This window comes from Microtetraspora glauca (assembly GCF_040656155.1).
GTDB lineage: Bacteria > Actinomycetota > Actinomycetes > Streptosporangiales > Streptosporangiaceae > Microtetraspora > Microtetraspora glauca.
In genome coordinates, this window is the sequence record NZ_JBFALK010000012.1 from 155,948 (window position 1) to 177,600 (window position 21,653).

16 protein-coding genes are annotated in these 21,653 nt (G+C 63.9%); 7 read left to right on the forward strand and 9 right to left on the reverse strand.

Annotation, left to right across the window (positions count from 1 at the left end):
• The first annotated feature begins 13 nt into the window (after nucleotides 1-13).
• Nucleotides 14-2,914, forward strand: coding sequence for a CHAT domain-containing protein (locus AB0I59_RS22330; protein WP_358135596.1), 2,901 nt, complete (start codon nucleotides 14-16; stop codon nucleotides 2,912-2,914).
• Nucleotides 2,915-3,408: 494 nt separating this feature from the next.
• Here AB0I59_RS22330 and AB0I59_RS22335 read toward each other — a convergent pair whose 3' ends face one another.
• The 5 genes from AB0I59_RS22335 to AB0I59_RS22355 all read right to left on the reverse strand — a co-directional run bounded on the left by AB0I59_RS22335 (nucleotide 3,409) and on the right by AB0I59_RS22355 (nucleotide 13,236).
• Complete coding sequence (locus tag AB0I59_RS22335) at nucleotides 3,409-6,657, reverse strand: type I restriction endonuclease subunit R (protein ID WP_358135598.1); 3,249 nt, start codon at nucleotides 6,655-6,657, stop codon at nucleotides 3,409-3,411.
• Nucleotides 6,654-7,844: a restriction endonuclease subunit S gene (locus AB0I59_RS22340; protein WP_358135601.1), complete on the reverse strand. Its 1,191-nt coding sequence runs from the start codon at nucleotides 7,842-7,844 to the stop codon at nucleotides 6,654-6,656. Before AB0I59_RS22340 ends, AB0I59_RS22335 begins: the two co-directional genes overlap by 4 nt.
• Nucleotides 7,837-9,459 carry a type I restriction-modification system subunit M gene (locus AB0I59_RS22345; RefSeq protein ID WP_358135604.1) on the reverse strand — a complete coding sequence of 541 codons (1,623 nt, stop codon included), beginning with the start codon at nucleotides 9,457-9,459 and terminating at the stop codon, nucleotides 7,837-7,839. Before AB0I59_RS22345 ends, AB0I59_RS22340 begins: the two co-directional genes overlap by 8 nt.
• Nucleotides 9,460-9,467: 8 nt before the next feature.
• Nucleotides 9,468-11,498, reverse strand: a complete 2,031-nt coding sequence (locus tag AB0I59_RS22350) for an N-6 DNA methylase family protein (RefSeq protein WP_358135606.1) — start codon at nucleotides 11,496-11,498, stop codon at nucleotides 9,468-9,470.
• A gap of 121 nt (nucleotides 11,499-11,619) precedes the next feature.
• Complete coding sequence (locus AB0I59_RS22355) at nucleotides 11,620-13,236, reverse strand: DNA recombination protein RmuC (protein ID WP_358135609.1); 1,617 nt, start codon at nucleotides 13,234-13,236, stop codon at nucleotides 11,620-11,622.
• Between the two features lie 1,036 nt (nucleotides 13,237-14,272).
• Here AB0I59_RS22355 and AB0I59_RS22360 point away from each other — a divergent pair.
• Together AB0I59_RS22360 and AB0I59_RS22365 are read left to right on the forward strand one after the other, a co-directional pair.
• Nucleotides 14,273-15,265, forward strand: a complete 993-nt coding sequence (locus AB0I59_RS22360; RefSeq protein ID WP_358135612.1) for a hypothetical protein — start codon at nucleotides 14,273-14,275, stop codon at nucleotides 15,263-15,265.
• Nucleotides 15,258-15,713 (forward strand): hypothetical protein, encoded by a 456-nt coding sequence (locus AB0I59_RS22365; RefSeq protein ID WP_358135614.1) that lies wholly within the window; start codon nucleotides 15,258-15,260, stop codon nucleotides 15,711-15,713. Before AB0I59_RS22360 ends, AB0I59_RS22365 begins: the two co-directional genes overlap by 8 nt.
• A 190-nt stretch (nucleotides 15,714-15,903) precedes the next feature.
• Here AB0I59_RS22365 and AB0I59_RS22370 read toward each other — a convergent pair whose 3' ends face one another.
• A complete protein-coding gene (locus AB0I59_RS22370; protein ID WP_358135617.1) occupies nucleotides 15,904-16,155 on the reverse strand; it encodes a GntR family transcriptional regulator in 252 nt (83 codons plus the stop codon).
• 107 nt (nucleotides 16,156-16,262) lie between these two features.
• On the opposite strand from AB0I59_RS22370, the gene AB0I59_RS22375 reads away from it, so the two are divergent.
• Both AB0I59_RS22375 and AB0I59_RS22380 read left to right on the forward strand, forming a co-directional pair.
• Complete coding sequence (locus AB0I59_RS22375) at nucleotides 16,263-17,069, forward strand: SAM-dependent methyltransferase (protein ID WP_358135620.1); 807 nt, start codon at nucleotides 16,263-16,265, stop codon at nucleotides 17,067-17,069.
• A gap of 144 nt (nucleotides 17,070-17,213) precedes the next feature.
• Nucleotides 17,214-17,510 (forward strand): hypothetical protein, encoded by a 297-nt coding sequence (locus AB0I59_RS22380; protein WP_358135623.1) that lies wholly within the window; start codon nucleotides 17,214-17,216, stop codon nucleotides 17,508-17,510.
• Here AB0I59_RS22380 and AB0I59_RS22385 read toward each other — a convergent pair.
• From AB0I59_RS22385 to AB0I59_RS22395, 3 genes are all read right to left on the reverse strand, one after another.
• Nucleotides 17,498-18,091: a phosphotransferase-like protein gene (locus tag AB0I59_RS22385; protein ID WP_358135626.1), complete on the reverse strand. Its 594-nt coding sequence runs from the start codon at nucleotides 18,089-18,091 to the stop codon at nucleotides 17,498-17,500. The two genes, AB0I59_RS22380 and AB0I59_RS22385, sit on opposite strands and share 13 nt — an antisense overlap.
• Nucleotides 18,088-19,125 (reverse strand): P-loop nucleotide/nucleoside kinase family protein, encoded by a 1,038-nt coding sequence (locus AB0I59_RS22390; RefSeq protein WP_358135629.1) that lies wholly within the window; start codon nucleotides 19,123-19,125, stop codon nucleotides 18,088-18,090. Before AB0I59_RS22390 ends, AB0I59_RS22385 begins: the two co-directional genes overlap by 4 nt.
• A gap of 285 nt (nucleotides 19,126-19,410) precedes the next feature.
• Complete coding sequence (locus AB0I59_RS22395; protein WP_358135631.1) at nucleotides 19,411-19,776, reverse strand: winged helix-turn-helix domain-containing protein; 366 nt, start codon at nucleotides 19,774-19,776, stop codon at nucleotides 19,411-19,413.
• A 144-nt stretch (nucleotides 19,777-19,920) separates the two neighbouring features.
• On the opposite strand from AB0I59_RS22395, the gene AB0I59_RS22400 reads away from it, so the two are divergent.
• Nucleotides 19,921-20,253: an SCO3933 family regulatory protein gene (locus AB0I59_RS22400; protein ID WP_358135634.1), complete on the forward strand. Its 333-nt coding sequence runs from the start codon at nucleotides 19,921-19,923 to the stop codon at nucleotides 20,251-20,253.
• Nucleotides 20,253-21,626, forward strand: coding sequence for an FtsK/SpoIIIE domain-containing protein (locus AB0I59_RS22405; RefSeq protein WP_358135638.1), 1,374 nt, complete (start codon nucleotides 20,253-20,255; stop codon nucleotides 21,624-21,626). Before AB0I59_RS22400 ends, AB0I59_RS22405 begins: the two co-directional genes overlap by 1 nt.
• Nucleotides 21,627-21,653: the final 27 nt, after the last annotated feature.

The window sequence follows — 21,653 nt, forward strand, 5'->3', positions numbered from 1 at the left end:
TTCGAGGACGCTGTTGAACTTCGACGAGATGCATGGCGTGCGTGACCGATGGATCGAAGATCTGATCAGTAGCGTCATCGACACGCTTGACGAGGACCCTAGCAATCTAGTGCCAACTTTTGTGTTTAGGACGGGAATCGGCCGCCTGCCACAGGCTCTCACTGTCGTCCGAATCGCGCTCCTCGACTCCATCGCGATAGAGTCGACCTCGATTGCCGAGGAACTTCAGAGTCATGACCTTACTGCGTACGGACTGGCCGCTGCAGATGTCCGCAATCGACTGGTGCTCCCCGTAATCCGAAGATTTCGAGTAAGCGGTGCTCCTTGGGCTCGATGGTGGGATGTAGCGGGGCTCTTTGAGGCGTTAGTTGAACTCTGGACCGCCGAGCGACTCCTCGTCCACTCGAGCACACGTGTACGCCATGAGCTACGAACGATCTGGAAGGTCCAGGACGAAAGGAAACTCGACTGTCTGCTCAAGTGCAGAATCAGCCCCTACGCTTATCTCCCAGAAGACGTGCTCGAAGAAGGACCGCTTAGCATCCCCGCACAGATACTGCAGAAGCATACGCGTCATCCGCTCACGATCGATCTAGATGAGCAAGTGCGCCAACGTCATCCTGAATTCGGGAATCGCCCAGATCTAATGGAGGTACTGCGACGGAGCCTTCTGCGTGTCCAGCTTGAAGCACGCCTCACGCGTCTACCCGGCTGGGCTGATAGCAGCGAAGACGAGTTCACGAAGGAAATCGTTAACGCGTTTACCGCTTGGGACAACGACTTCGCACGATGTATGCAGAGCATGACCGCGCATGAGGTTGAGCTTCTTCAAGAGCACGAACCAGAGAGAATCCGGCGAAATATTATTCTCTCGGCCGCTCGCGATTATTCGGCCCATATTCCTGCAGATCTCGATGTTCTGTCCAGCTCTCGCGATCTCCAAAGCGAACCAGCTTATGCTGCCCCATGGATTGTCGACAAGGTAGTCGTGGATGGTGCCAGGAGTTGGCACGCGTCAACCGGGCCGCTCTCAGCATGGTTCATCGCCGCCGAAACAGATGATCAAGAGATCATGCTTCGTCGCTTACTCGCCAGCGGCTCGTTCGGTCTTGGCTGCGGCATTAGGGACACTACGGTCCAGCTACGCATCAACCTCTCTGGGTCTTCCGATGAAGAGGAGCCTCCGCTAGAAGTTCCGTTCTTCTACCGTATGAGTCAGGTTGGAAGTGCTTGGGAGCTTCTTCTGATGTCTGCAGTTGGTAGAGTGCGACTTGTGGGGCTCCGGCTCACGCCTGACGGAGAGGTCAGAGTTGTGGGCGCCAATTCTATAGAGCTACCAAAGTCGCTTATACATACCTTGGAAACTAACTCATTAAACGCGCTTCGCAACTCGGTCGGCGATGATATGGAAAAATTGCGACACGAAATCGAGACCTGCGATGTGGCAGAAGTCAGCCTAGAGCTCTTCATGGCCTGCGAGCTCGCGAAGGCTGAAGATCTCCTCGAGGAGTTGACGGCGCTCTCTCCCGTAAACGTCGACTCCATACCCTGGACCCGCTTTCGGCAGGCTAGCCGTGCGCTTGCCAACGCACGGGCAGATCGAGCTGCCACTGCTGCCGATGGCGGGGATCCCGAGAAATTTGATCAGCCCATCAAGCGGGCCATTGAGTCACGACAGCGAGCCTTGGAAGTCGCCCGAACCTGGTCTCCGAAATCCCTCAAACACGATAACCGTCTCAGATCACTCGTGGCCAGCCTCCCCGATAGCCGTACGTCCTTCGCTCATTTGATGATCAAAAATGAGAAGCTGTATCTGCTAACTCTGGTCCAATCCCCGGAGCCCTTGATTGAATGGCGCTATCTGCGTGTTTCCGTTGCGGACCTCCTCATGCTGTGCAGCAGGTGGACCACTGGGACCGCCCAGCAGCGCCGCGAGATGATCAGTGATGGAAGCATGCTTCCTCTACGTGACATCGCCAAGAGTGTCATCTCCGCCCTGCCGCCAGAAACTGGCGTAAGACGACTGATACTTAGCCCCGTAGCACCGCTGGACCTGCTTCCGCTCCATGCGATTCCCATCGATGACGAGGACGATACTGCGGGCCTGCTCGACTACTTTGATGAAATAACCCATGCACCTACCCTTGCGATCGCCGCCAAGCTCGCCCAGGCAACGGCGTCGCCCTCGGGGTATCCACTGATCGTCGCGCAGTTAGGTGGCCATCTTCCAGACCTCCCACTACTCAAGATGCCCGTGGCGGAGGCCGCGATCTTCTCGGTGCTGTATCAAGACGCTCGCGAGTTAGTCGCAGGACATGCCACCCGAAACGCGGTTATCGAAGCTATGTCCGGCGCCAAAGTTGTCCATATAGCTTGCCACACACTCTTCACAGGTGACCGCTGGGGCGATGGTTTGATTCTTGACGGAAGATCACTTGGGAGTGCACTCCTGAGCGCTGGCCACATTATGGCTGAGACAGATCTCCGAGGCGCCGAGCTTGTCGTGCTGAGCTCTTGTCACACTGCAGGGCATGCCAGTCTTGGTTCAGCCGTACAGACGGTGCGAGGACTCGAAGCGGCCTTCCTTGCCCGCGGGGCACGGGCTGTGATCTCGTCTCTCTGGAGCGTCTCTGATATCCCTGCGCTGGTATTCTCAACCGTGCTGCATGCGAATATCGCCGGCGGCGCGACCGTCGGACAGGCCTATTCCGGTGCCATAAAGTATCTCCGCAGTCGAGATTGGAACCTCGTTCCTCCCGCCGCAGATGCGGCACATATGATTTCTCCTGAGCGCTGGGCCGAAGTCCATCTCGACCTCTGCTGCCCCGACTGGCGGATCCTGATGGATCGTCATGCTGACGATGGTGTGGCTATGTGGGGGACATTCAAGTTGAGCGGTGCTGCCTGGCGTTGACTTCTGGTGTTGTGCGGTTCCTCGGGCCTTTGCACCTCGGCAGGGTCGAACCCCATGCGACGCACAGCTTCTTCGATGGTGAGGACACCTGCGTCGAGGATTGTCGCCGTGTACGCCATAGTGCCGAGGCCGAGGTAATCCAACATGTCGGTGTAACGAGCGACGACCTCATCCAACATGACTCGATTGACCTTTCTACGCAACGGGTGCCCCCAGGGGCACGGCGTGGCAGCTCTACAGAGCACACGCTGTAGGAAATCGCGGTCGGTACTGCTTGGTTACTACGGGGGATCTGCAAAATGCCGAGTACGACACTCGCGATTCTTATGATCACCCCGCTCATGTCCCGCATCCACCGATGGTCGGCGAGGACAGGACTTTCCTACCGGGCTAGTGATCGCGCGATAGATCGAACGCTCTAGCATGAGATCTGGCAGGTCGAATGCTGCTTCTTGAGGCCATGCGACCGACGGCGGCCGAATGGGTGGGCCGAATCATCGCTGGCCTGTGACTGGGGACCATTCGTCGGCGAAGGTCTCCAGCTGCTGGATGACCTTGTCGATGGCCTCCTTCTCTTCTTCCGGCGGGTAGCCGTGCTTGGCGAGTAGCCGCTTGATGATAGAGCGAAGCTTGGCCTGAACATCGTCTCGGGCGGCCCAGTCGGTCGAGAGATTCTTCCTGACAGCCACGACGAGATCGCGGGCGATCGCTGCGAGTTTCTGCTCCCCGATGGAGGCATCGCCGTCGCCCATGAGCGCCTTCACGGTGTCCTTAGCCGCTACGGCGTCGAAGAAGGCGAGTTCGTCGTTGTTCAGCGCCGGGTTGAACTGCTCGCCTCGCCTGGCGTCGGCGGAGACCTCCTTGGCCATCTCGATCAGCTTTGCGATGATCTCGGCGGCGCTCAAATTCTGGTTGGTGTACTTGCGCATCAAGTCGATGAGGCGGTCAGAGAAGGACTGCTGCCGGACGATGTTGTGCTTGGTGACCTTGCGCATCTCCTGCTGGACCAGCCGGCGCAGGGCCTCGATGGCCAGCACGGGCTGGTGGGCCGCCTGCATCCGCTTGAGGTACTCCTCATCCAAGTCCGATAAGTCTGGACGGGTCAGCCCGGCCTCGGCGAACAGGTCGGTGACCGCGTCGGCCTCGATTGCGCCGGCCGTGAGCTGCTTGAGGAACAGCTCTACGTCAGCGGGGATCGGGCGGCCCTCGGCGACCCGCTCGGCGGCGTCGAACTTGGCCATCACGGTCCGGACTTCCTTGAAGAAGACGATGTCGTCCTTCACGTCGTTGAGCAGCCCCGTATTGCCACACAGACCATAGAACCTGAAGAGCCGGGCGCTCTCAGCGGCGAACCGCTCCTTCAGTGTGGGCTCTCGCTTCTCGGCCTCAAGGTCGACCTGGTTACCGGCGTGCTTGGGGTCGCGCAGGAAGGCCGCGGCACCTCGCACGGTGTCACGCCAAGCCTTCGGCGAGTTCGCCGCAAGACCTTCGCGCCAGGGGTAGCCGTGCAGATGGGTGTTGCCGAGCACGTCAAGGATGTCACGGACCTTGGCAATCGCGCCGTGCTGCTCGTCCAGCAGATCCTGGCCCATCGGCTTGCTCTTGGCGTCGCTCTGGTCGTCGGCGCTGTATTCGGCGAGCGCCTCCAGCAGGTTGTCGTGGAGCGGGGCGTACCCCACCATCAGACCGTCCTGCTTGTTGAGGTACGTGCGGTTCACCCGGGCGAGGGTCTGCATGAGCTGCGCGCCGCGCATCGAACGGTCGAGGTAGAGGGTGTGCAGCGGAGGGGCGTCGAACCCGGTCAGCAGCATGTCCTTCACGATGATGATCTCGAGGTCGTCGTCGGCGTTCTTCATCCGCCTCTGGACGGTCTTCTGCTCCGACGGACGGAGCCGGTGCGCGGTCAGCTCTGGCGGGTCGGAGGGGCTGCTGCTGTAGATGACCTTGATCTTGCCTTCGGTCACGCTATCTGAGCGCCAGTCCGGCCTTATGGCGATAATTTGCCCGTACAGTGCGGCGCAGATCTCCCGGGTGCCGCACACGATCATCGCTTTGCCCTTGGCGTCGATGAACTGCTTCATCGACTCGGACCGGGCCTCCCAGTGGCCGACGATGTCGGCGGCCAGCTTCTCAAGACGCGCCGGCGCCCCGTACACGCTGGTCATCACTGCCGTTGCCTGCTCGACCTGCTTGCGCTCGTTGTCGTCAAGCCCCTCGGTCGCCTGGTCGACCTGCTCGTCCAGTTCCTCAGCGGTGAGGCCGTCGGGCAGGTGTACGGGGATCAGGCGGCTTTCATAGAAAACCGGGACCGTTGCGCCGTCCTCGACCGCGCGGGTCAGGTCGTAGGTGTCGATGAGCTCGCCGAACACCGCTGTGGTGTCCTTCTCTGCGGTACGGATCGGGGTTCCCGTGAAGGCGATCATCGTCGCGTACGGGAGCGCGTCCCGGAGGTGCCGCGCGTAGCCGTTGAGGTCGTCGTAGTGGCTGCGGTGTGCCTCATCGACGATCACGATGATGTTGCGCCGGTCCGACAGCAGCGGGTGCGCGGTACCGGAGTCCTTCTCGGCCTTGGTCCGGCCGAACTTCTGCAGGGTCGTGAAGTAGATCCCGCCGGTGCGCCGGTTGGTGAGCTCGGTCCGCAGGTGGTTCCGGCTGGTCACCGGCACCGGCTTCTCCGGTAGCAGCTCGCTGGCGTTGAAGCCTTGGAACAGCTGGTCGTCCAGGTCGGTCCGGTCGGTGATCACCACGATCGTCGGGTTGCCGAGCGACTTGTGCCGCAGCACCTGCCCGGAGTACAGCTCCATTTCCAGCGACTTGCCGGACCCCTGGGTGTGCCACACCACGCCGGCTTTGCCGTTGCTGCGGACCGCCTCGATCGTCTTGCTGACTGCGCGCTTTACCGCGAAGTACTGGTGCGGCTTGGCGACCAGCTTCATCAGGCCGTTGTCCGAGCGGGAGAAGCCCACATAGCCATCGAGCAGCTCGATGAACCGTGCGGCGTCGAAGAGGCCGAAGAGAGAGAGGACCAGCTCGGAGTTCTCCCAGCCGGAGTTCACGTCCGCGACAGGCCGGCCGCTGTCGTTGACCTTCCAGGGCGCATAGTGGTTCCACGAGGTGAAGGCAGTGCCGTAGCGCGCCTCGATCCCGTCGGATACCAGACAGATCACGTTGCTGCGGAACGCACGCCATGCATCCTTGGTATAGGAATCCAGCTGGTTCTTGGCGATCTCCGAGGTCGCGTGCGGGTCGCCAGGCTTCTTCAACTCGACCACGCCGACCGGCAGACCGTTGAGGTAGAGCACCACGTCGAACCGGGACTTGATGTCCTTGTTCGCTGCGTTGACCACGGTGACCTGCCGCACCGCGAGGAAATCGTTGTCGTATGGATCCGCTCGATTGATGAGGTGCACCGTCGGGTTCTGCTCGGCGCCGTACTCGTCGGTATAGGCGATGTCCCGGATCCCCTTGGTCAGGAACTCGTGTAATCGGAAGTTCTCGTTCCGCAGATCCTGCGACTCGGCCGTCAGTACCAGCTGGACGACCTCATCCACGGCCTTCGCCGGCAGCCCAGGATTGATCCGCGCCACCGCCTCCCGCAGCCGCCCCGGAATGATCGCCTCATCCCAGGACTCCCGCTCACCCGACCCGGGAGCGATCTGCTTCCCCTCCTTCGGATCCCACCCGAGCTCCCCGAGAATCTCGAGAACGTCGTACTCCAGATCCGCTTCGCTATACCCGCTCATACGACCCCCTCCACAACCTTCACCGCATCCCGCACCTTGACCTCTCCCGACATCAGCTTCGGCAACAATGTGTCGCGTAGCTCAGCCAACCTTCTAGATTCTTGAGCGCACACGACAATCCGGCGATGGAGCGGTTGCGATACCGCCTCAAATGCAGCGATTTCGTTTCCCTGAGGAATAATGACGCTGAGAGTGGCTAGATCACTCTTATTGAGATGGGCGACTGTCGTGCCTGTCTTGTAACTCTCGACGAGAGCCAACGGCCTAAGCAAGGCTTCATGCGCCAGTGCATCTCCCCCGCCGACTCGCGAGCGAGCTCTCAAGACCCGTTGATTCATCACTCCCTCCTCTCCAAGCCAATAGGTGGGTCTGAACTCTGCGTCCATCCCCGCAACTACCTCGCCGGGAGCGATTACCGTTTCCTTGCCTTCCAGCCGCTGTGTCGTCCACGTCTGAGGCATGAAGGTTTTCAGATCACGGATGCGGATCAGCGGACGTCCTTCTCCCGCACTATTGAAGCCCGAAGATGCAAAAGGAGCGCCAAAGGCGATGTCGACTGCCTCGAACAATGGAAGTTCTTCCGGGGTGCCTCGGAGGAGTGCTTGCGCATATAGCGATCGGATGAGCTCTTTGCTCGTTGTCGACAAACGATCATTCATCGAGATCTTGTCGTCAAGGGATCCGAGAACGTCGATTACGCCAGCTTGCTGATCAAGGGGCGGGATCCTTATCTTGAGCGACTGAATATCCGACAGGCTGAGGTAGTCAGCCATGTCAGTCTGCCCCTTGAGGGCATCAGCCTGGTTCCAGAACTCAGTGCTCTTGAACCAGTAGTAGAGGTACCGCGGTTTCAGTGGGCCATTAGCGGTTGGGCGAAAATAGCACAGTTGGGGGCTGTAGGCGAAGACCGGTCCCTCGGGTGGCATCAGAGTAACTCGCCCTACGGTGCCCTTAGTGGTGAGGACGACGTCGCCCGGCCTGGAGACCTTTGGCCCCATTGCCATCCGATAGGCATCTGGCGCGTAGTCCTGGACCGATGATTCAATCCTGCCGTCCAGAACTTCTGCGACACGCAGGATAGGAAGTGAAGGATATAGATCCGAAAGTGCAGAGCGTGGCCGCCCAGCGCCGAGCTCCAGCAGGTTTTCGTTCTCCAACCCGGAGAAGGTAACTGTGCGGTCAGACATCGATTCGCTCCAGCTGTGCACGGATGACTTGCTCGAGGCGTGTGGACTCGCCGAAGTGGCCGAGGAGTTCTTTGGTTAGGCGGTCGATTTTTTCGGTGAGGAGTTCGTCGTCGGTGGTGTCGGTTTCGGTGGCGCCGACGTAGCGGCCGGGGGTGAGGATGTCGCCGTGGGTGGCGAGTTCTTCGCGGGTGGCGGAGTAGCAGAAGCCAGGCTCATTGGTGTAGGTGAGGTCGCCATCGCGGGCGCTCTTGGTGCCGCGCCAGGCGCGGTAGATGTCTGTGATCTTGCTGATGTCGTCGTCGGTGAGGACCCGCTCGGTGCGGTCGAGCATGGTGCCCATGTTGCGCGCGTCGATGAACAGGACCTGACCCTGCCGATCGGTGTAGCCGCCGCGTGAGGTTTTGTCCTTGGCGAAGAACCAGAGGCAGGCAGGAATCCCTGTGGTGCGAAAGAGCTGTGGGGGCAGGGCGACCATGCAGCTGACCAGGTCCGCGTTGATCAGTTCGGTACGGATTTCGCCTTCGCCGGATTGCTTGGAGGCCATGGAGCCGTTAGCCATGACGACGCCTGCGGTGCCGCGGACTCCGAGCTTGGAGACGATGTGCTGCATCCAGGCGAAGTTGGCGTTACCGGCTGGCGGGGTGCCGAAGCGCCAGCGGGGGTCTTCGGTGTTGCGGTGCCAGTCCGACATGTTGAACGGCGGGTTGGCAAGGATGAAGTCGGCTTTCAGATCGGGGTGCTTGTCCTCGTAGAACGTGTCCGCCCAGCCGTTGCCGAGGTCGGCGGACAGCCCGTGGATCGCGGTGTTCATCTTGCCGAGCCGCCAGGTGCGCTGGTTCGACTCCTGGCCGTAGACGGCGATGTCGTCGCGGCGGCCCCGGTGGTTGAGGATGAATTTTTCGGCCTGGACGAACATGCCTCCGGAACCACAGCACGGGTCGTACACCCGGCCCTTATAGGGCTCGAGGATCTCGACCATGAGGCGGACGATGCTGGAGGGCGTGTAGAACTCGCCACCTCGCTTGCCCTCGGCGCGGGCGAACTTTTCCAGGAAGTACTCGTACACCTCGCCGAGCACGTCGGCGGCGGTCCTGCCTTCGTGACCGGTGAACCGGGCGTCGCTGATCAGGTCGATGAGCTCGCCGAGCCTCCGCTGGTCCACCTCCTTGCGGTTGAAGATCTTCGGGAGGACGCCGGTAAGCGCTGGGTTCTCCTTCATGACCGCGTCCATCGCGTTATCGATGCGCTCGCCGATGGTGATCTCGCCCGGGTTGGGCTTCGCGTTGGCCTTGAGCTCGAGCCACTGTGCATCGGCCGGCACCCAGAAGACGCCCTCCCGTTCGTACTCGTCCTTGTCGTGCAGGAACGATTCGATCCGGGACTCTGGGACGCCGTCGGCGATGAGGTCGGCGTGCAGGAGGCGGCGGCGTTCCTCCCAAGCGTCGGAGGTGTACTTGAGGAAGACGAGGCTGAGGACAAAGTCCTTGTATTCAGCGGCGTCCATGGAGCCGCGCAGCTTGTCGGCGGCCTTCCAGAGGATCTCCTTCAGGTCCGCCATCGTGGTGGTGCCGGGCAGAGCTTCTTGGCTGGCGGCCGGCTTCTTGCGGGGCGGCATCGTGCTCCTCAGTCTCGGGTGACGTGGTCGGCGAGGGTCAGGGTTCCGTCGGTGAGTCCGGTCGCGGCGATCTGGCCGAGTTCGGCGAGAGCGTTGAGTTCGGTACGGGCCAGCCGGCGGCGTTCGTCGAGCTCGACGAGTAGCCGGTCGAGCCGGTGCAGGTCGGCCGGGGACAGCAGCGGCAGCCACAGTTCTTCCAGCCGCTGTACGGGGCGGATCGCCCCGGCGGCCCGGCTGGAGCGGGACAGCAGTGCGGCGAGGACCCGCGAGGTGAAATGCTCCCGGCCGAGTTCGCTGATCCGGAGCACCCGGGCGGGGAACTCGATCACGGAGTAGCCGTCATGGTCGACGATCACGCCCGGTTCGGGGATGGTGGTGATCACCACGTCGCCCGGGAGGCTGCGCCGCGCCTTGGGGTAGCGCCGCTCGAACTCCAGCCGGTCCACGACCCGGGACCCGAGACGCGACCGGCCGCAGGCCTCCTGCGGGCCGATCAGCGAATAGGAGTGCGCGCGGCCCGGCTGTCGGCGGATCAGCGCGGCATCGACCCGGGTCCCTCTGCGCATCGACAGAAGGTTGGCCTTGTCCCGTGCGCCCTTGGTCAGCTGGCCGAGGGTTTCGGTGCGGGGCCGGGATCGGGCGCCGCTGGTCTCGATGTGCAGGTCCAGGGCCCGGCTGGGCCGTGCTTCCTGGAGCACCCGCTCGATGTCGAGGGAGCGGGCGACCTGTTCGTACGGGTCGACGGGGTCTTCGGTCAGGTTCAGGTAGCGCGGGGTGAGGGTCCGGGAGGACCGGACGACCGCCGCGATCGGTAGCTGCACCGCGTAGGACAGGCGGTGCGCGTCGGGGTCGTAGTCCGGCTCGCGCCAGGTGAGGATGTCGGTGGCGAGGGCATCGACTATGCCCTCGGTGGGCGGCTGATCGGAGATGTCGGCGACGAGCAGGTTGCCTTTCAGATCGTCCCCGTAGTAGGCATTCAGCACCCAGAGTGCGACCTCATAGCCGGGCCGGAACGGGACAAGCCCGCCGGGCAGCCGGATGATCGCTTTGGTCGCGTCCTTGATGAGGTCGCTGCGGAGTCGGCCGGCCCGGCTGGTCGGGTCCAACGCGGCGGTGGTGTCGCCCGGCGCGACGATGATGGCAGTCGCCCCTTGCCGCAGGTCCGCCGACAGGTCGCTCATGAGCTCGAAGGTGTCGTTGACGCTGCGCTCCTCACCGGAACGGTAGGGCAGCTGGGCGACGATGACGTCGGCTTGTTGCAGGCTTGATCCCGGCGTCGTCCGTACTGAGAAGTCTCCTTCATGCAGGTCATGGACGGAGAGACGACGCCGGGTGAGCCGTGCTAGGTAGGGGTCGGTGCAGCAGGCGGTGAGGTGCATCGGCTGGTCGTCGCGGAGCCGAGAGACCTCGAGTAGCAGGTCCCCGGTGCCCGCGTACGGGTCTGCGATCTTCGCGGTGCCGTACCGGTCGGCGCGGGCCACGGCGGCGGCAAGCTTGGCGATGAGGCGGACCAGGAGCGGGTCGAGACGGTCGGCGGCCAGGCCGGCCGCGCCGAGGCGCTCCCTGATGTCCATGACTTTTTCGTATGCACCGGCCGTGCCGTAGGCGGCTTCGACCAGTTCGTCGACCACCGTCGGCAACCAAGACGCACGGATCGCCTCGACCTCCGACCGCAGCAGCTCATCGGCGGGGTCGTGCTCTGAAGCCTGCTCCTGAAGTCTGCCTAGAGCGCCCGGCTCACCGTCGTCGAGCTCGTCATCGGTGCAATGCCGCAGCGCGATCAATGAGGTCAGGGCTGCCATAAGAGCTCGTGGCGGTAGCTGGCCGGAGAGCCGACCGAGGGTGTGCAGGCGAAGATCTCCGTCGATGTCCCGGCGCTTGGCTCGGCCGGTTTCCACCAGCCAGTCGGCGATCTCAGTAGCATCAAAGAGCGGGTGCGTGTGGTCACCGGAGGCAGGTTTGGGGAATTTGGGGTATCTGCGACGCCAGGTGCTGACAACGGGTCGCTGGACCTTGGCCAGCTCTGCGATCTCGGACATCGAGATCAGCGTTGCGCCGTTCCATGGGTTCCGCATCGTCAGCACCTCCTCTCTCACGTCTACGCCCAACCTAGGCGAGCAGATCGAAATCAACCATCCGTTCGCTTGATAACCCCCGCTATCAGGCGCTTTCTTCCAATTCCTGCGCTTCGGCGATCGGCCGGACCTTACGGTCGGCAGCCGCAGATTCCAGCAGCTCGGGGCGGGTCAAGGGCCGTGCGGTGGTGGTCCGGGACTGTGGGCGCTTGAGATCAGCCTCGACGATCTTCAGTTCCTTGAACTTCGCGGCGGTGACGAAGAGCCGGCTCTCCATGGACCCGACGGTCTCGTTGTAGGCCTTGACGGTCCGGTCGATCGCGCCGCCGAGCTTCTCCATGTGCCCGCCCATGAGCGACAGGCGTTCGTAGATCTCCATACCGAGGTCCAGGACCTGGCGCAGGTTCTCGTGCAGCCGTTCCTGCTTCCAGCCGAACGCGGTGGACCGCAGGCTGGCGATCAGGGACATCGGGCTGACGATCAGTATCTGCTTATCAGCGGCGTAGTCGAGCATGCCCGGGTCCTTCTCCAGTGCCGCGACGAGGATCGCCTCAGCCGGCACGAACATCAGCACATACTCGGGAGAGTCGGCGACCTTCCGGTAGTACTCCTTGCCGGCCAGGACGTCGACGTGCTTGCGTAGCTGCTTGGCGTGGTCTTCCCAGTGCTTGGCCGCGACGGTCTCATCCGTCGCCTCGGTCGCCGAAATGAACGCGTCCAGCGACACCTTCGCGTCGAGGATCACCTTCTTACCGCCCGGAAGATGGACGATCATGTCGGGGCGCTGAGCCGCATCCTCGTCGAGGATGGGGACCTGCTCGCTGAAGTCGACGTGCTCCAGCATCCCCGAGAGCTCGACAGCCCGGCGCAGCTGGATCTCGCCCCACCGTCCGCGGGTCTCCGGACGCTTCAGCGCCTGCACGAGGCTGCGGGTCTGCTCGCGGCTGCGCAGGCTCTCCTCGGCCAAGCCCTTGATCTCCTGACTGAGGGAGGCGTCGGTAGACGCGCGCCGGATCTCTGCCTCCTTCAGACGTTCCGCCATCTGGGCTAGGCCGTCGACCACCGGCTTGCTCAGCTCCGACAGGGTGTCGCTCGCGGTGCTCACGAGGGCTTCGTTGGACTTGGCGAGCATCTCCTTGCACGCGGCCTCCACCGACTCCCGGTAGAGCCGCTGGTTCTCCGCCGCCACCTCGTCCGCCTGCTTGCGTTCGGCTTCGAGCGCCGCAGCCTGCTCGCGCAGCGCCTGATTCTGGGAGGTCAGCTGGCCGAGTTGCACATCCAGCTGGTGGATCCGCTCGCGCAGCTGCAGCTCGGTGGCCTGCAGCGCTGACACTGCGCGCTCAGTGTCGTGGAGCCTGCGCTTGGTCTCCTCAACGTCTGCGCCGCCCGCCTCCACTAACACCCGCAGCCGCGCGACCTCGGCCTCCTTGCTCTGCAGGTTGGTGCGGGTGGTCGCGAGCTCAGTGGTGAGCTTGCCCAGCTGCTCATCGAGAGACCGGCGCCCTGCGGCGAGATCGCTGTTGGCCTTCTCCATCTGCTCCGAACGCTCGCGAGCCTGGTCGCGTTCGACGCGGAGCTCGCTGGCCTGCTTGCGAGCCTCCTGGCTCTGCTCCTCCGCGACCTTCTGAGCCGCCGTCCGCTCGCTCGCGGCAGCGGTGGCCCGAGTCCGGGCCAGGAGGTAACCGACCACCCCGAAGGTCACGGCTACGGCGAGGGCGAGAGCGGTGAATCTGACGTCAGGCACTGCATTCCTCCGGGGAAGTGGCGCGGCCTGCACAGTGTGGCCGACAAGGAAGTGTGGTCGCGGTGACGCCCTGGCCTCTCGCGGAAGCCAGTGTCACAACTGTCTCGACCGTAGACCTTGCCAAGTGATATTGACGATAAATCACTGATAAGCAGGGTTATCAGTGATTACTCGTGCCGTTACGAAATCCCAGGTAAAACAGGAAAGATCACTGTGCCTCTAAGAGAGCCGCACCTATCCTGATTCGTTATCCCTGGGCGCGTAACCCGGCGAGGCCTTCGAGAACGCTGAAATGGCACGGCATACCGCACAAGTTGCTGCGTCCAGTGCCAGGTAGCTGGCCCATCCGCCGTATGCTTACGGCGCGCCATCCGGGTCATTCGGTGGCAAGCCGACCCGTAGCGCAGGGCCGCCAGGCCCGAGCAACGGAAGCGGCGCGGCAGGAATTACGGAATGTTGTCCAGACTGTCCGCACCTGTTTCTCCCGGTCGTAGGCGATGTTTCGGTGATGTCCGCGTGGGCGGCGCAGGCCGCGACCGGCCGAAGAGCCGCAGCGCGGCCAGCGTCCGCCCAACGCGCGGCGGGCCGCGAAGGCGGACCGCCCTTGAAGACGTAGAGAAAGTTCTCATCCGGCACTGTTGGCCCCAGCGTGTCGTGTCCCGTGCTGATGCTTGGCACTTGCGTCCCATCTGGTGCCCGACATGATCCTCAAGAGGCGTTGCGGAGGCCCTCACGGTCCGCGACAAGGGCGCACATCGCGGCAATTGCGGGCGTTTCTGATGACGGCTGTCGACGGCTTGACGTGAGAGCTCAGCCTCAGGCGTCACCGCGACGGCGCAACCGCTGTCCGGAAGCGGTAAGCCGCCGGCTGGGTGTCGCACAGGGCGAAGCGCTCAACCCAGCGGCCAAGATTGACCGTGGCGATACCATTCGCGTGCGAAACGAAACGCGGGACTTGTGCACCGCCTTGTAGTCCCTTCAGGAGGTGCTGACGATGGCCTTGCCGCGTGTCCCGCTCGCCGTCTTCATCGGCAGCAGTATCACGGGAGGCGTCGGCGTGGTGGCGGGCGCCGTCGGCGGCGTGCAGATCATGCGTGCTGAAACGCAGACCCAACATCACATGACACGTTTAGAGGATCGCCGCACCACTTACCTCGCGAATCTCGACGAGGCGAACGCAGCGGTGCAGTCATTCGGCCGAACGCGGGAACGAGCCCGGCGCGACGTCATCTTCCGGATGCGAGACTTCTTCGTGCGCCATGCCAAGCAGGTTCGAGTGGATGAGTACCCCATCCTCGACGGAGTCGACTACTCAAACACCGCCCAAGTCGTAGGGGTGGCGAAGCTCGATCCGGATGTCGCGGGTTGGATCCGAGGCGTCGTCGGCTCAGCCTTAGCTGGCGGCGCAACTTCGGTGTTCCTCCGTGAGGCCGTAACCCGGCTGGCAAAGGCCAGCACCGGGACGCCGATCTTGGAGCTGCACGGAGCCGCGGCAGAGAGTGCACGGCTCGCAGTCCTCGGCGGCGGAAGCCTCGCTTCTGGCGGCGGTGGGATGGCGCTCGGAGCGAAGGTCCGCAGGGCCGCAGTCGCTGGCCCCGTCGTCCTCATCGCAGGCCTCACGGTGAAGACTCGAGGAACCAAGGCACGAACTGAGGCTGACAACTGCCGGGCAGCAGTCGACGTCCTCATAGCGCAACTCGATGTTCACGACCAACTCCTCCGTGGAGTGCGGAAACGAGCGCATGAACTGGACGGCACCCTCAATCGGCTGGTTTCACAGGCAACGAATGCCCTCGACCTGCTCGAATCCGAACCTTTCGACATCGACGCTCACGGCGAACGTGTCCAAGCGGCTCTGCTCCTGGCCAAGTCGGTGCGGGAGGTAGCCACAACACCCATCGGTGACGAAGACGGCAACCTCGACCCGAACACCGAGCAACTCATCTTCAACTACCGCGACGCGCCCAAGGAGACACCGAATGCCTGATCCGAAAAGCTTGACCAAGGGCACCGCCCTGCCTGTGAAGGCAACCCAGGCCGTGGCCGGGGCGGCAAGAAGGCTCAGCCCGGCAGACGTGTTCAACGCACTCAACCAACTCGTCAACGCTACGCTCGAATCGATCCAGATCCACGAAACGGAAAGCACGAAGCGCGAAAAACTCAGAGCGTACCGGGAGACTGAAGTCAAGCGGATCAAGGCCTCTGAGAGAGCTCTGCGGGACTACTTCGACCTCATCTTCGAAGAGCGGCGCGAGGCGAACAAGCGACTGTTCGACGGCCTTGACCGGGCGTTTGAATCTGGCGACATCGCAGCGATGCAGACCGTCGTCGGGGGAATCGTCGAAATGGCACGCACATCGCCTCTCGCCATGATCGGCAACCTCGGCGAACTGAGGCGCGCCATGGATGACCCCAACACCGTGTTCGAGCTCTAACGCGATGTGCCCACACCTTGAAACGTCCGCTCATCGGCATGTGAGTGCGCCCACGGCCGCTCAGGTGCCACCGACTGTAACCAGGACGACTGAGCACCAAGGCCGGCTGTCGTGCATGTGCTGGGACGGATCGTCAAGCATGTGGTGGGACCAGACAACTGTTGGCCCCAGCGCCTAACGAGTCATCTGGTCAGTCGCCTGCAGTCTGTTCTTCGGGAGCCTTGACGAAGGAGCCCATGCCGGGCTCGGTGTGGATCAGCTCGGCTTGCCGGAGTGCGCGCATGACCTTCTGCGCGGTGGCGTTGGCTATGCCGAACTCCTCGATGAGATCGACGATCGAGGGGATGCGCTCGCCTGGCTTGTACTGCCCGGAGTGGATCCGATCGCGGATGATCTCGAAAACCTGCCTCCATCTGGGCTGATTCGACTTGAGTTCGACCATGCCGCTGAACGTAGGAGATCATCACATGCCATGGCGATGGACGGCACGCTATAGCGCGCCATATCTTTATCTGCCTATGATGAGGTCCCCCCAGACAGGAGGACGTCATGCCAGACGGATCACTCATCGATGCCTCCACACCGAATGTCGCCCGGACGTATGACTACCTTCTCGGCGGCAAGGAGAACTTCGCCGCGGACCGCGCCATGGCGGAGAAGGTCGTGCGGCTCGTCCCACAGGCACGGACCTTCGCGCGGCTGAACCGGGAGTTCCTCGTCCGGACGGTGCGGTTCCTCGCTGGTGAGGCCGGGATCACTCAGTTCGTCGACATCGGGTCTGGCCTGCCAACCCAGCGCAACGTGCATGAGGTCGCCCAACAGATCAACCCGGACGCTCGGGTCGTCTACGTCGACAATGACCCGATGGTGCTCGTGCACGCGCGGGCGCTGCTGGCGACCAACGCCAATACGAGGGTGGCAGACGCCGATCTACGTAAGCCGTCCAACATCGTCGGACATCATGACGTGCTCGACCTGATCGACTGGTCCAAGCCGGTCGCGGTCCTGCTGGCGGCCGTACTGCACTTCATCACCGACACTGACGATCCGCGCCAAATCATCGGCGAACTACGCGCGGCGATGGCGCCTGGCTCCTACCTAGTTATCTCCCACGCTGAGCGGCGTCCCGACATAGCCGAGGCGGGCGAGCTCTATCGGGATGCCAACGCGCCGGTCGTGCCACGTACGGCAGAGGAAATCGCCGCGTTGCTCAGCGGCTTGAACCTGGTGGCGCCGGGATTGCTTCGGCTGCCGCTGTGGCGTCCGCAAGAGCTTGAGATGTGGCCCGAGGAGCTGGACGCTCCGCTGCTCGGGGCCGTTGGACAGGTGGCCTCCATGCGCACTGGGGGTGGGTGAGGAGGCCACCGCTCAACCGCGCCCGCCGACGCCGGCCTTCCCCCAACCCGTCGGCGGGCGCCGCCCCCGCAGAGCCACACGCCCCCGAGTGCCCCTCTGCGGGGGCCACCACCCCAGACGCCCCCATGAGAAGGTGATCACGGTATGGCAGCAGGCGGCCTGACCGTCGAGTACCACGGCATCCATCCCGCACACCCGAAAGCCGGGTGGGAGAAGCTCCCGTGGCAGGAGTGCCGCCCGCGAGCGAGCCGGATCCGGGTGCTTGAGCACACCTGCGAATGCCAGGACATCGTCTATGAGCTGTGCCAGGCCGGGGGCCTACTCTTCACCCGCCGCCACTACCGTGCCGCCGACGGCATCGTAGTCAGCGAGAGCGAATGGCTCCGCTCCATCCCCGCCCGGCGGCTGTGGACGAACATCCTGCTCGGTCATATCCGATGACCGACCGAACCCGCCCCCTCCCCCTCAGCGGACAGAGCGACGAAAGCGCCGGCTATCTCCCTCGCCACCGCTACGGCCTCGGCATCCTCGGTGAAAACCGCCAGATCGAACGTCGCCGTCTCGGCATGGGCGTCGAAGTCGGCTTGGGCCTCGTCCCACGACTGGAGGCGCTTGCCGGTGTCGGGATCACCACGGCCCCGGGAACGCTGCTCGCACACCTCGCGGGGGACCCAGAGTCGTACCTTCAACCAGTCGCCGCCACTGTCGGTGAGCTGGTGAAGGTCGGCGATGCTGCCCACGTGGACAATCGGGATCTGACCAGCCTCGGCCATGGCCTCGACCGTGCACGCGTCGACGGCGTAGACGTTGCCGTACCGGCGGGTCTCGACCAACAACCGCCCAGCCTCGCGCAGCTCGTCCAGGTGATCGCCGGTGACGACGTCGTACTCATCGGCGCGGCCGGTGCCGACCTTGAGCTTACGGAGCAAGGTGAACCGCGGGTCGATGTCGGCGAGTGCGGCGGTGATGGTGCTCTTTCCGCTGGCAGGCGGGCCGTACAGCACGATGCCGCGCACGGTCACGACAGGATCCGCTTGAGCGCTTCGCGGGTCTGGTCGGCGAGGCTGATGGCCGCGCCGAGCCGGTTGTCGACGGTGACGTGTGCCGTGGGCGGGCTGGTCTCGACCTTGAGCCCTGTGGCGTACTGGTCCCAGTTGCTCAGCTTCCAGGCGTCGCGGGCGGCGGCGCGGAACTCGATGTACTCGCGCATCGAGTCGGTGTCGCAGCGGACCCAGATCGCGGCAACATCGATGCCCTTGGCGGCGCACCGGTTCTCCAGTCGGGCGAACCACGCCTCATCGTTCAGTTCCGCGATGAACGGCGCGGACAGGATGGTTGACGTGCCGACGTTGAGGTTGTCCCACGCGGTCTCCATCAGGCACCGGTACTCCAGCGGGCGCACTTCCTTCAGATACAGGTCCGTATGCCGGTCATGGGGGTCACCGCCGAGAGAGATCAGCAGCCGTTCGACGATGAAGCGGGTCAGCGAGTCCTTGTCCAGGAACGCCCACCCAGTGATGTCGGACAGGAAGCGGGAGAACTCGGTCTTGCCCGATCCGGCGTACCCGCCGACGAGGACAAGGATCGGTTTGGGGCTGCCTCCGCCGTGGCGCCTACGCCAGGCGTCGACCACGCGGGCGCGCAGGAGAGCCTGTGGGGTGTCTCCCAGCTCGATGCCGCCGACGGAGACTTTGGTGAACGCTTCTTCGATGACCTGGGCGGCGGCATTGTCGGTTGCGGGGTCCGTGGGCGCGGGTAATTCGGAAATCACAATTTCCGCTTTCTGTGATTCACTGGGCAGAGGGGGGCGAAATCCTAGTTCGGGCTCCGTTGCCTGATAAAGCAGACAGTACGCGCGTCGATAGTGCGGGCCGGGGAAGATGGTTCCCTGCTCATGCCCCCACAGGGTTTGGAAGTTCGCCGCCGGTACGGCAAGGCCGTGGCGGCTGGCCGCTTGGCGGAGTCGCTCGCCCGCGGCTTCGAGGGTGAGGCCGTGTGCTTCGCGGTGTTCCCGCAGGCGGGAAGGGGTCCAGCCGGGTCGCTGGGTCGTCTTCATTGCATACCTTCGCCTTCACGCTTGGGGTGGTGGTGCGCGGTGTGCGGTCGTGCATGTGAAAACGCTCGTGTAAATGCCCGTTGAGACGGACTGAAAAATCTTAACTAGATCGGCGTGATACCGGAAACCCGCAGCTCGCGGTGAACTTGAGCCATCCCGAAAGGGCGAAAGTCGCCAGGGGTGAGCGAGGAGAGACGAGCGTGAATGCGGACGAGCGGCGCATCATTCAAGAGCTGGCCGAAATGCGGGCGGAGCTGGAGGAGTTGGCCTGCCGGGTCGCGGAGATCACTTCCGCGTTGGGAACACCGCCGATTCCAGAGCGGCAAGCCGATCCCCCAACTCCTTGACCGATGCGCGCATCTGCGTGAGCTGGTCCAGGACCTCGGCGTTGATGCCGGACGGCTCAGGCTCGGGGGCCGATGCCGGGGCTTCGCGGACGAACACGCCCTTGCCTTGCTGGCCCACCACGAGTCCCTCGGTGCGCAGGACGCTGATCGCGGACTTGACCACGCTGGCCGAGACCTCGAACCGCTCGCAGAGCTGCGCGATGGACGGCAGTGCCGTACCCGGCGGCAGTGAGCCGGCGCGGATCTGGGCGCGCAGCTCGTCAACGATCTGCAAGTAGGCCGGTCGGCCGGTCTTCTCCACCATCGGTGCTCTCCTCGTCTCCGCCCTCCAGTTGAGCACACCCAGGTAAAGAAACCAACCAAGTCCTCGAAGCACTCCTTGACAACTTAGAATTCCAAGCGTTCCATGTACTCCAAGTAGTCTCACTCTGATCAAAGGAAAACGATCATGCGCAACATCCCGATCCCCGTCGACGTCACCCGACTGTCGGTCTCCGTCGCCAAGGGCGCCCGGCCGCGCCTGGTGAGCAAGGAGACCGGAGAGGTCAAGCGGGACCGCGACGGCAACGTCATGTATGAGGTCACGCTGTTGATCGAGGACGAGTTCGGCCGGATGGAGCTCGTCAAGGTCAGCGCCACCCCGGAGCCGCAGGTCTCGGCGGGGGACGAGGTGATCCCGGTCGGCCTGGTCGGCTACGTCTGGGAGCAGGCGGGCCGGTGGGGCATCTCCTACCGCGCCCAGTCCTTCACCCCCGTCGCGGCTGGTGCGGGGGTGAACTGATGCCCGACATCCCCCGGCCGATCCTGCTCGCCGTCGCCGCCCTGGTCGTCCTGCTGGCCTGGCGGCGGTGGGCGCCGGTCTCGTACTGGTATCTGCTGGTCTTCCCGCGCAAAGCGGTCTGGCTGCGCTGGTCCTGGCGGCACGTCGCTTCCGGCTGCGGCCTGACGAAGAAGCGGCACCGCTGGTGGTTCACCACCGTTCCGGGCCTGGTCGCCTCGACCGGCGTCGTCCGGGTCAAGCGGCGCTTCCAGCGGGTCGCGGTCGACACCAAGCCGTGGATGGGCCTGCCCCGCCCGGTACGGCACGGCTTCCGCATCACCTTCCACCTGCTGGATGGGCAGGTCCCGGACGACTACGCCAAGGTCTGCGACCGTCTGGCGCACGCCTGGCGGATCGAAGCGGTCCGCGTGGTCGCCTCGCGTCCGGGCCGGGTGACGTTACAGGGGATCAACCGAGACCCTTTAGCGCACGTCGCCCCGGCCATGTCTCCCGCTGAACCGGCAGACGGCTGGCGAGCCGAAGACCTGCTACGGCCGGTGGTCGGGGTGCTGGAGACCGGAGCGGCCTGGCGGATGGATCTGCGGCTGATCCCGCACTGGATGAACGCCGGGGCAACACAGTCCGGCAAGTCCAACCTGATCAACGCGCTCATCGTCGGCCTGGCGCCGCAACCGGTCGCTCTGGTCGGGTTCGACCTCAAGGGCGGGGTGGAGCTGTCCCCGTACGCGCACCGGTTGACGGCACTTGCCACGACGCGCGGGGAGTGTCTGGAGTTGCTGGCCGATCTGATCGCGGTCATGGGCGCTCGGATGCTGGCCTGCCGCCGGTACGGGGGGCGTGACATCTGGCAGCTCCCCGACGGCGCGCGGCCGATCCCGGTCGTGCTCCTGGTCGACGAGGTGGCCGAGCTGTTCCTGACCGCCGACAGGGCCGAGAAAGATCAGGTCACCCAGACGGCTACGGCGCTTTTGCGGATCGCCCAGCTCGGGCGGGCGTTCGGCATCCATCTCGTCCTGTCGGGCCAGCGCATCGGCTCCGACCTCGGCCCTGGCGTGACCGCGCTGCGGGCGCAGATCGGCGGCCGGGTCTGCCACCGCGTGAACGATCCGGAGACCGCGGTGATGACGCTCGGGGACCTCGACCCCGACGCGCTGGTTGCCGCCCGGTCGATTCCGCCGGAACTGCCTGGCGTCGCCGTCATCACCGGGAGCGATGGCCGCTGGTACCGCGCCCGCTCCGGCTACGTCTCCACCTCGGCGGCGGAGCAGGCCGCCGAGACCTTCACCGCCGTGACGCCCTCGTGGTCACAGGTCGCCGCCTCCGGCCTCGGCCACGAACTGCCCGCCAACGGCAGCCCCGAACTCGCCGCCTGACCACCTACCGCATGCGAAGGGAGTGAA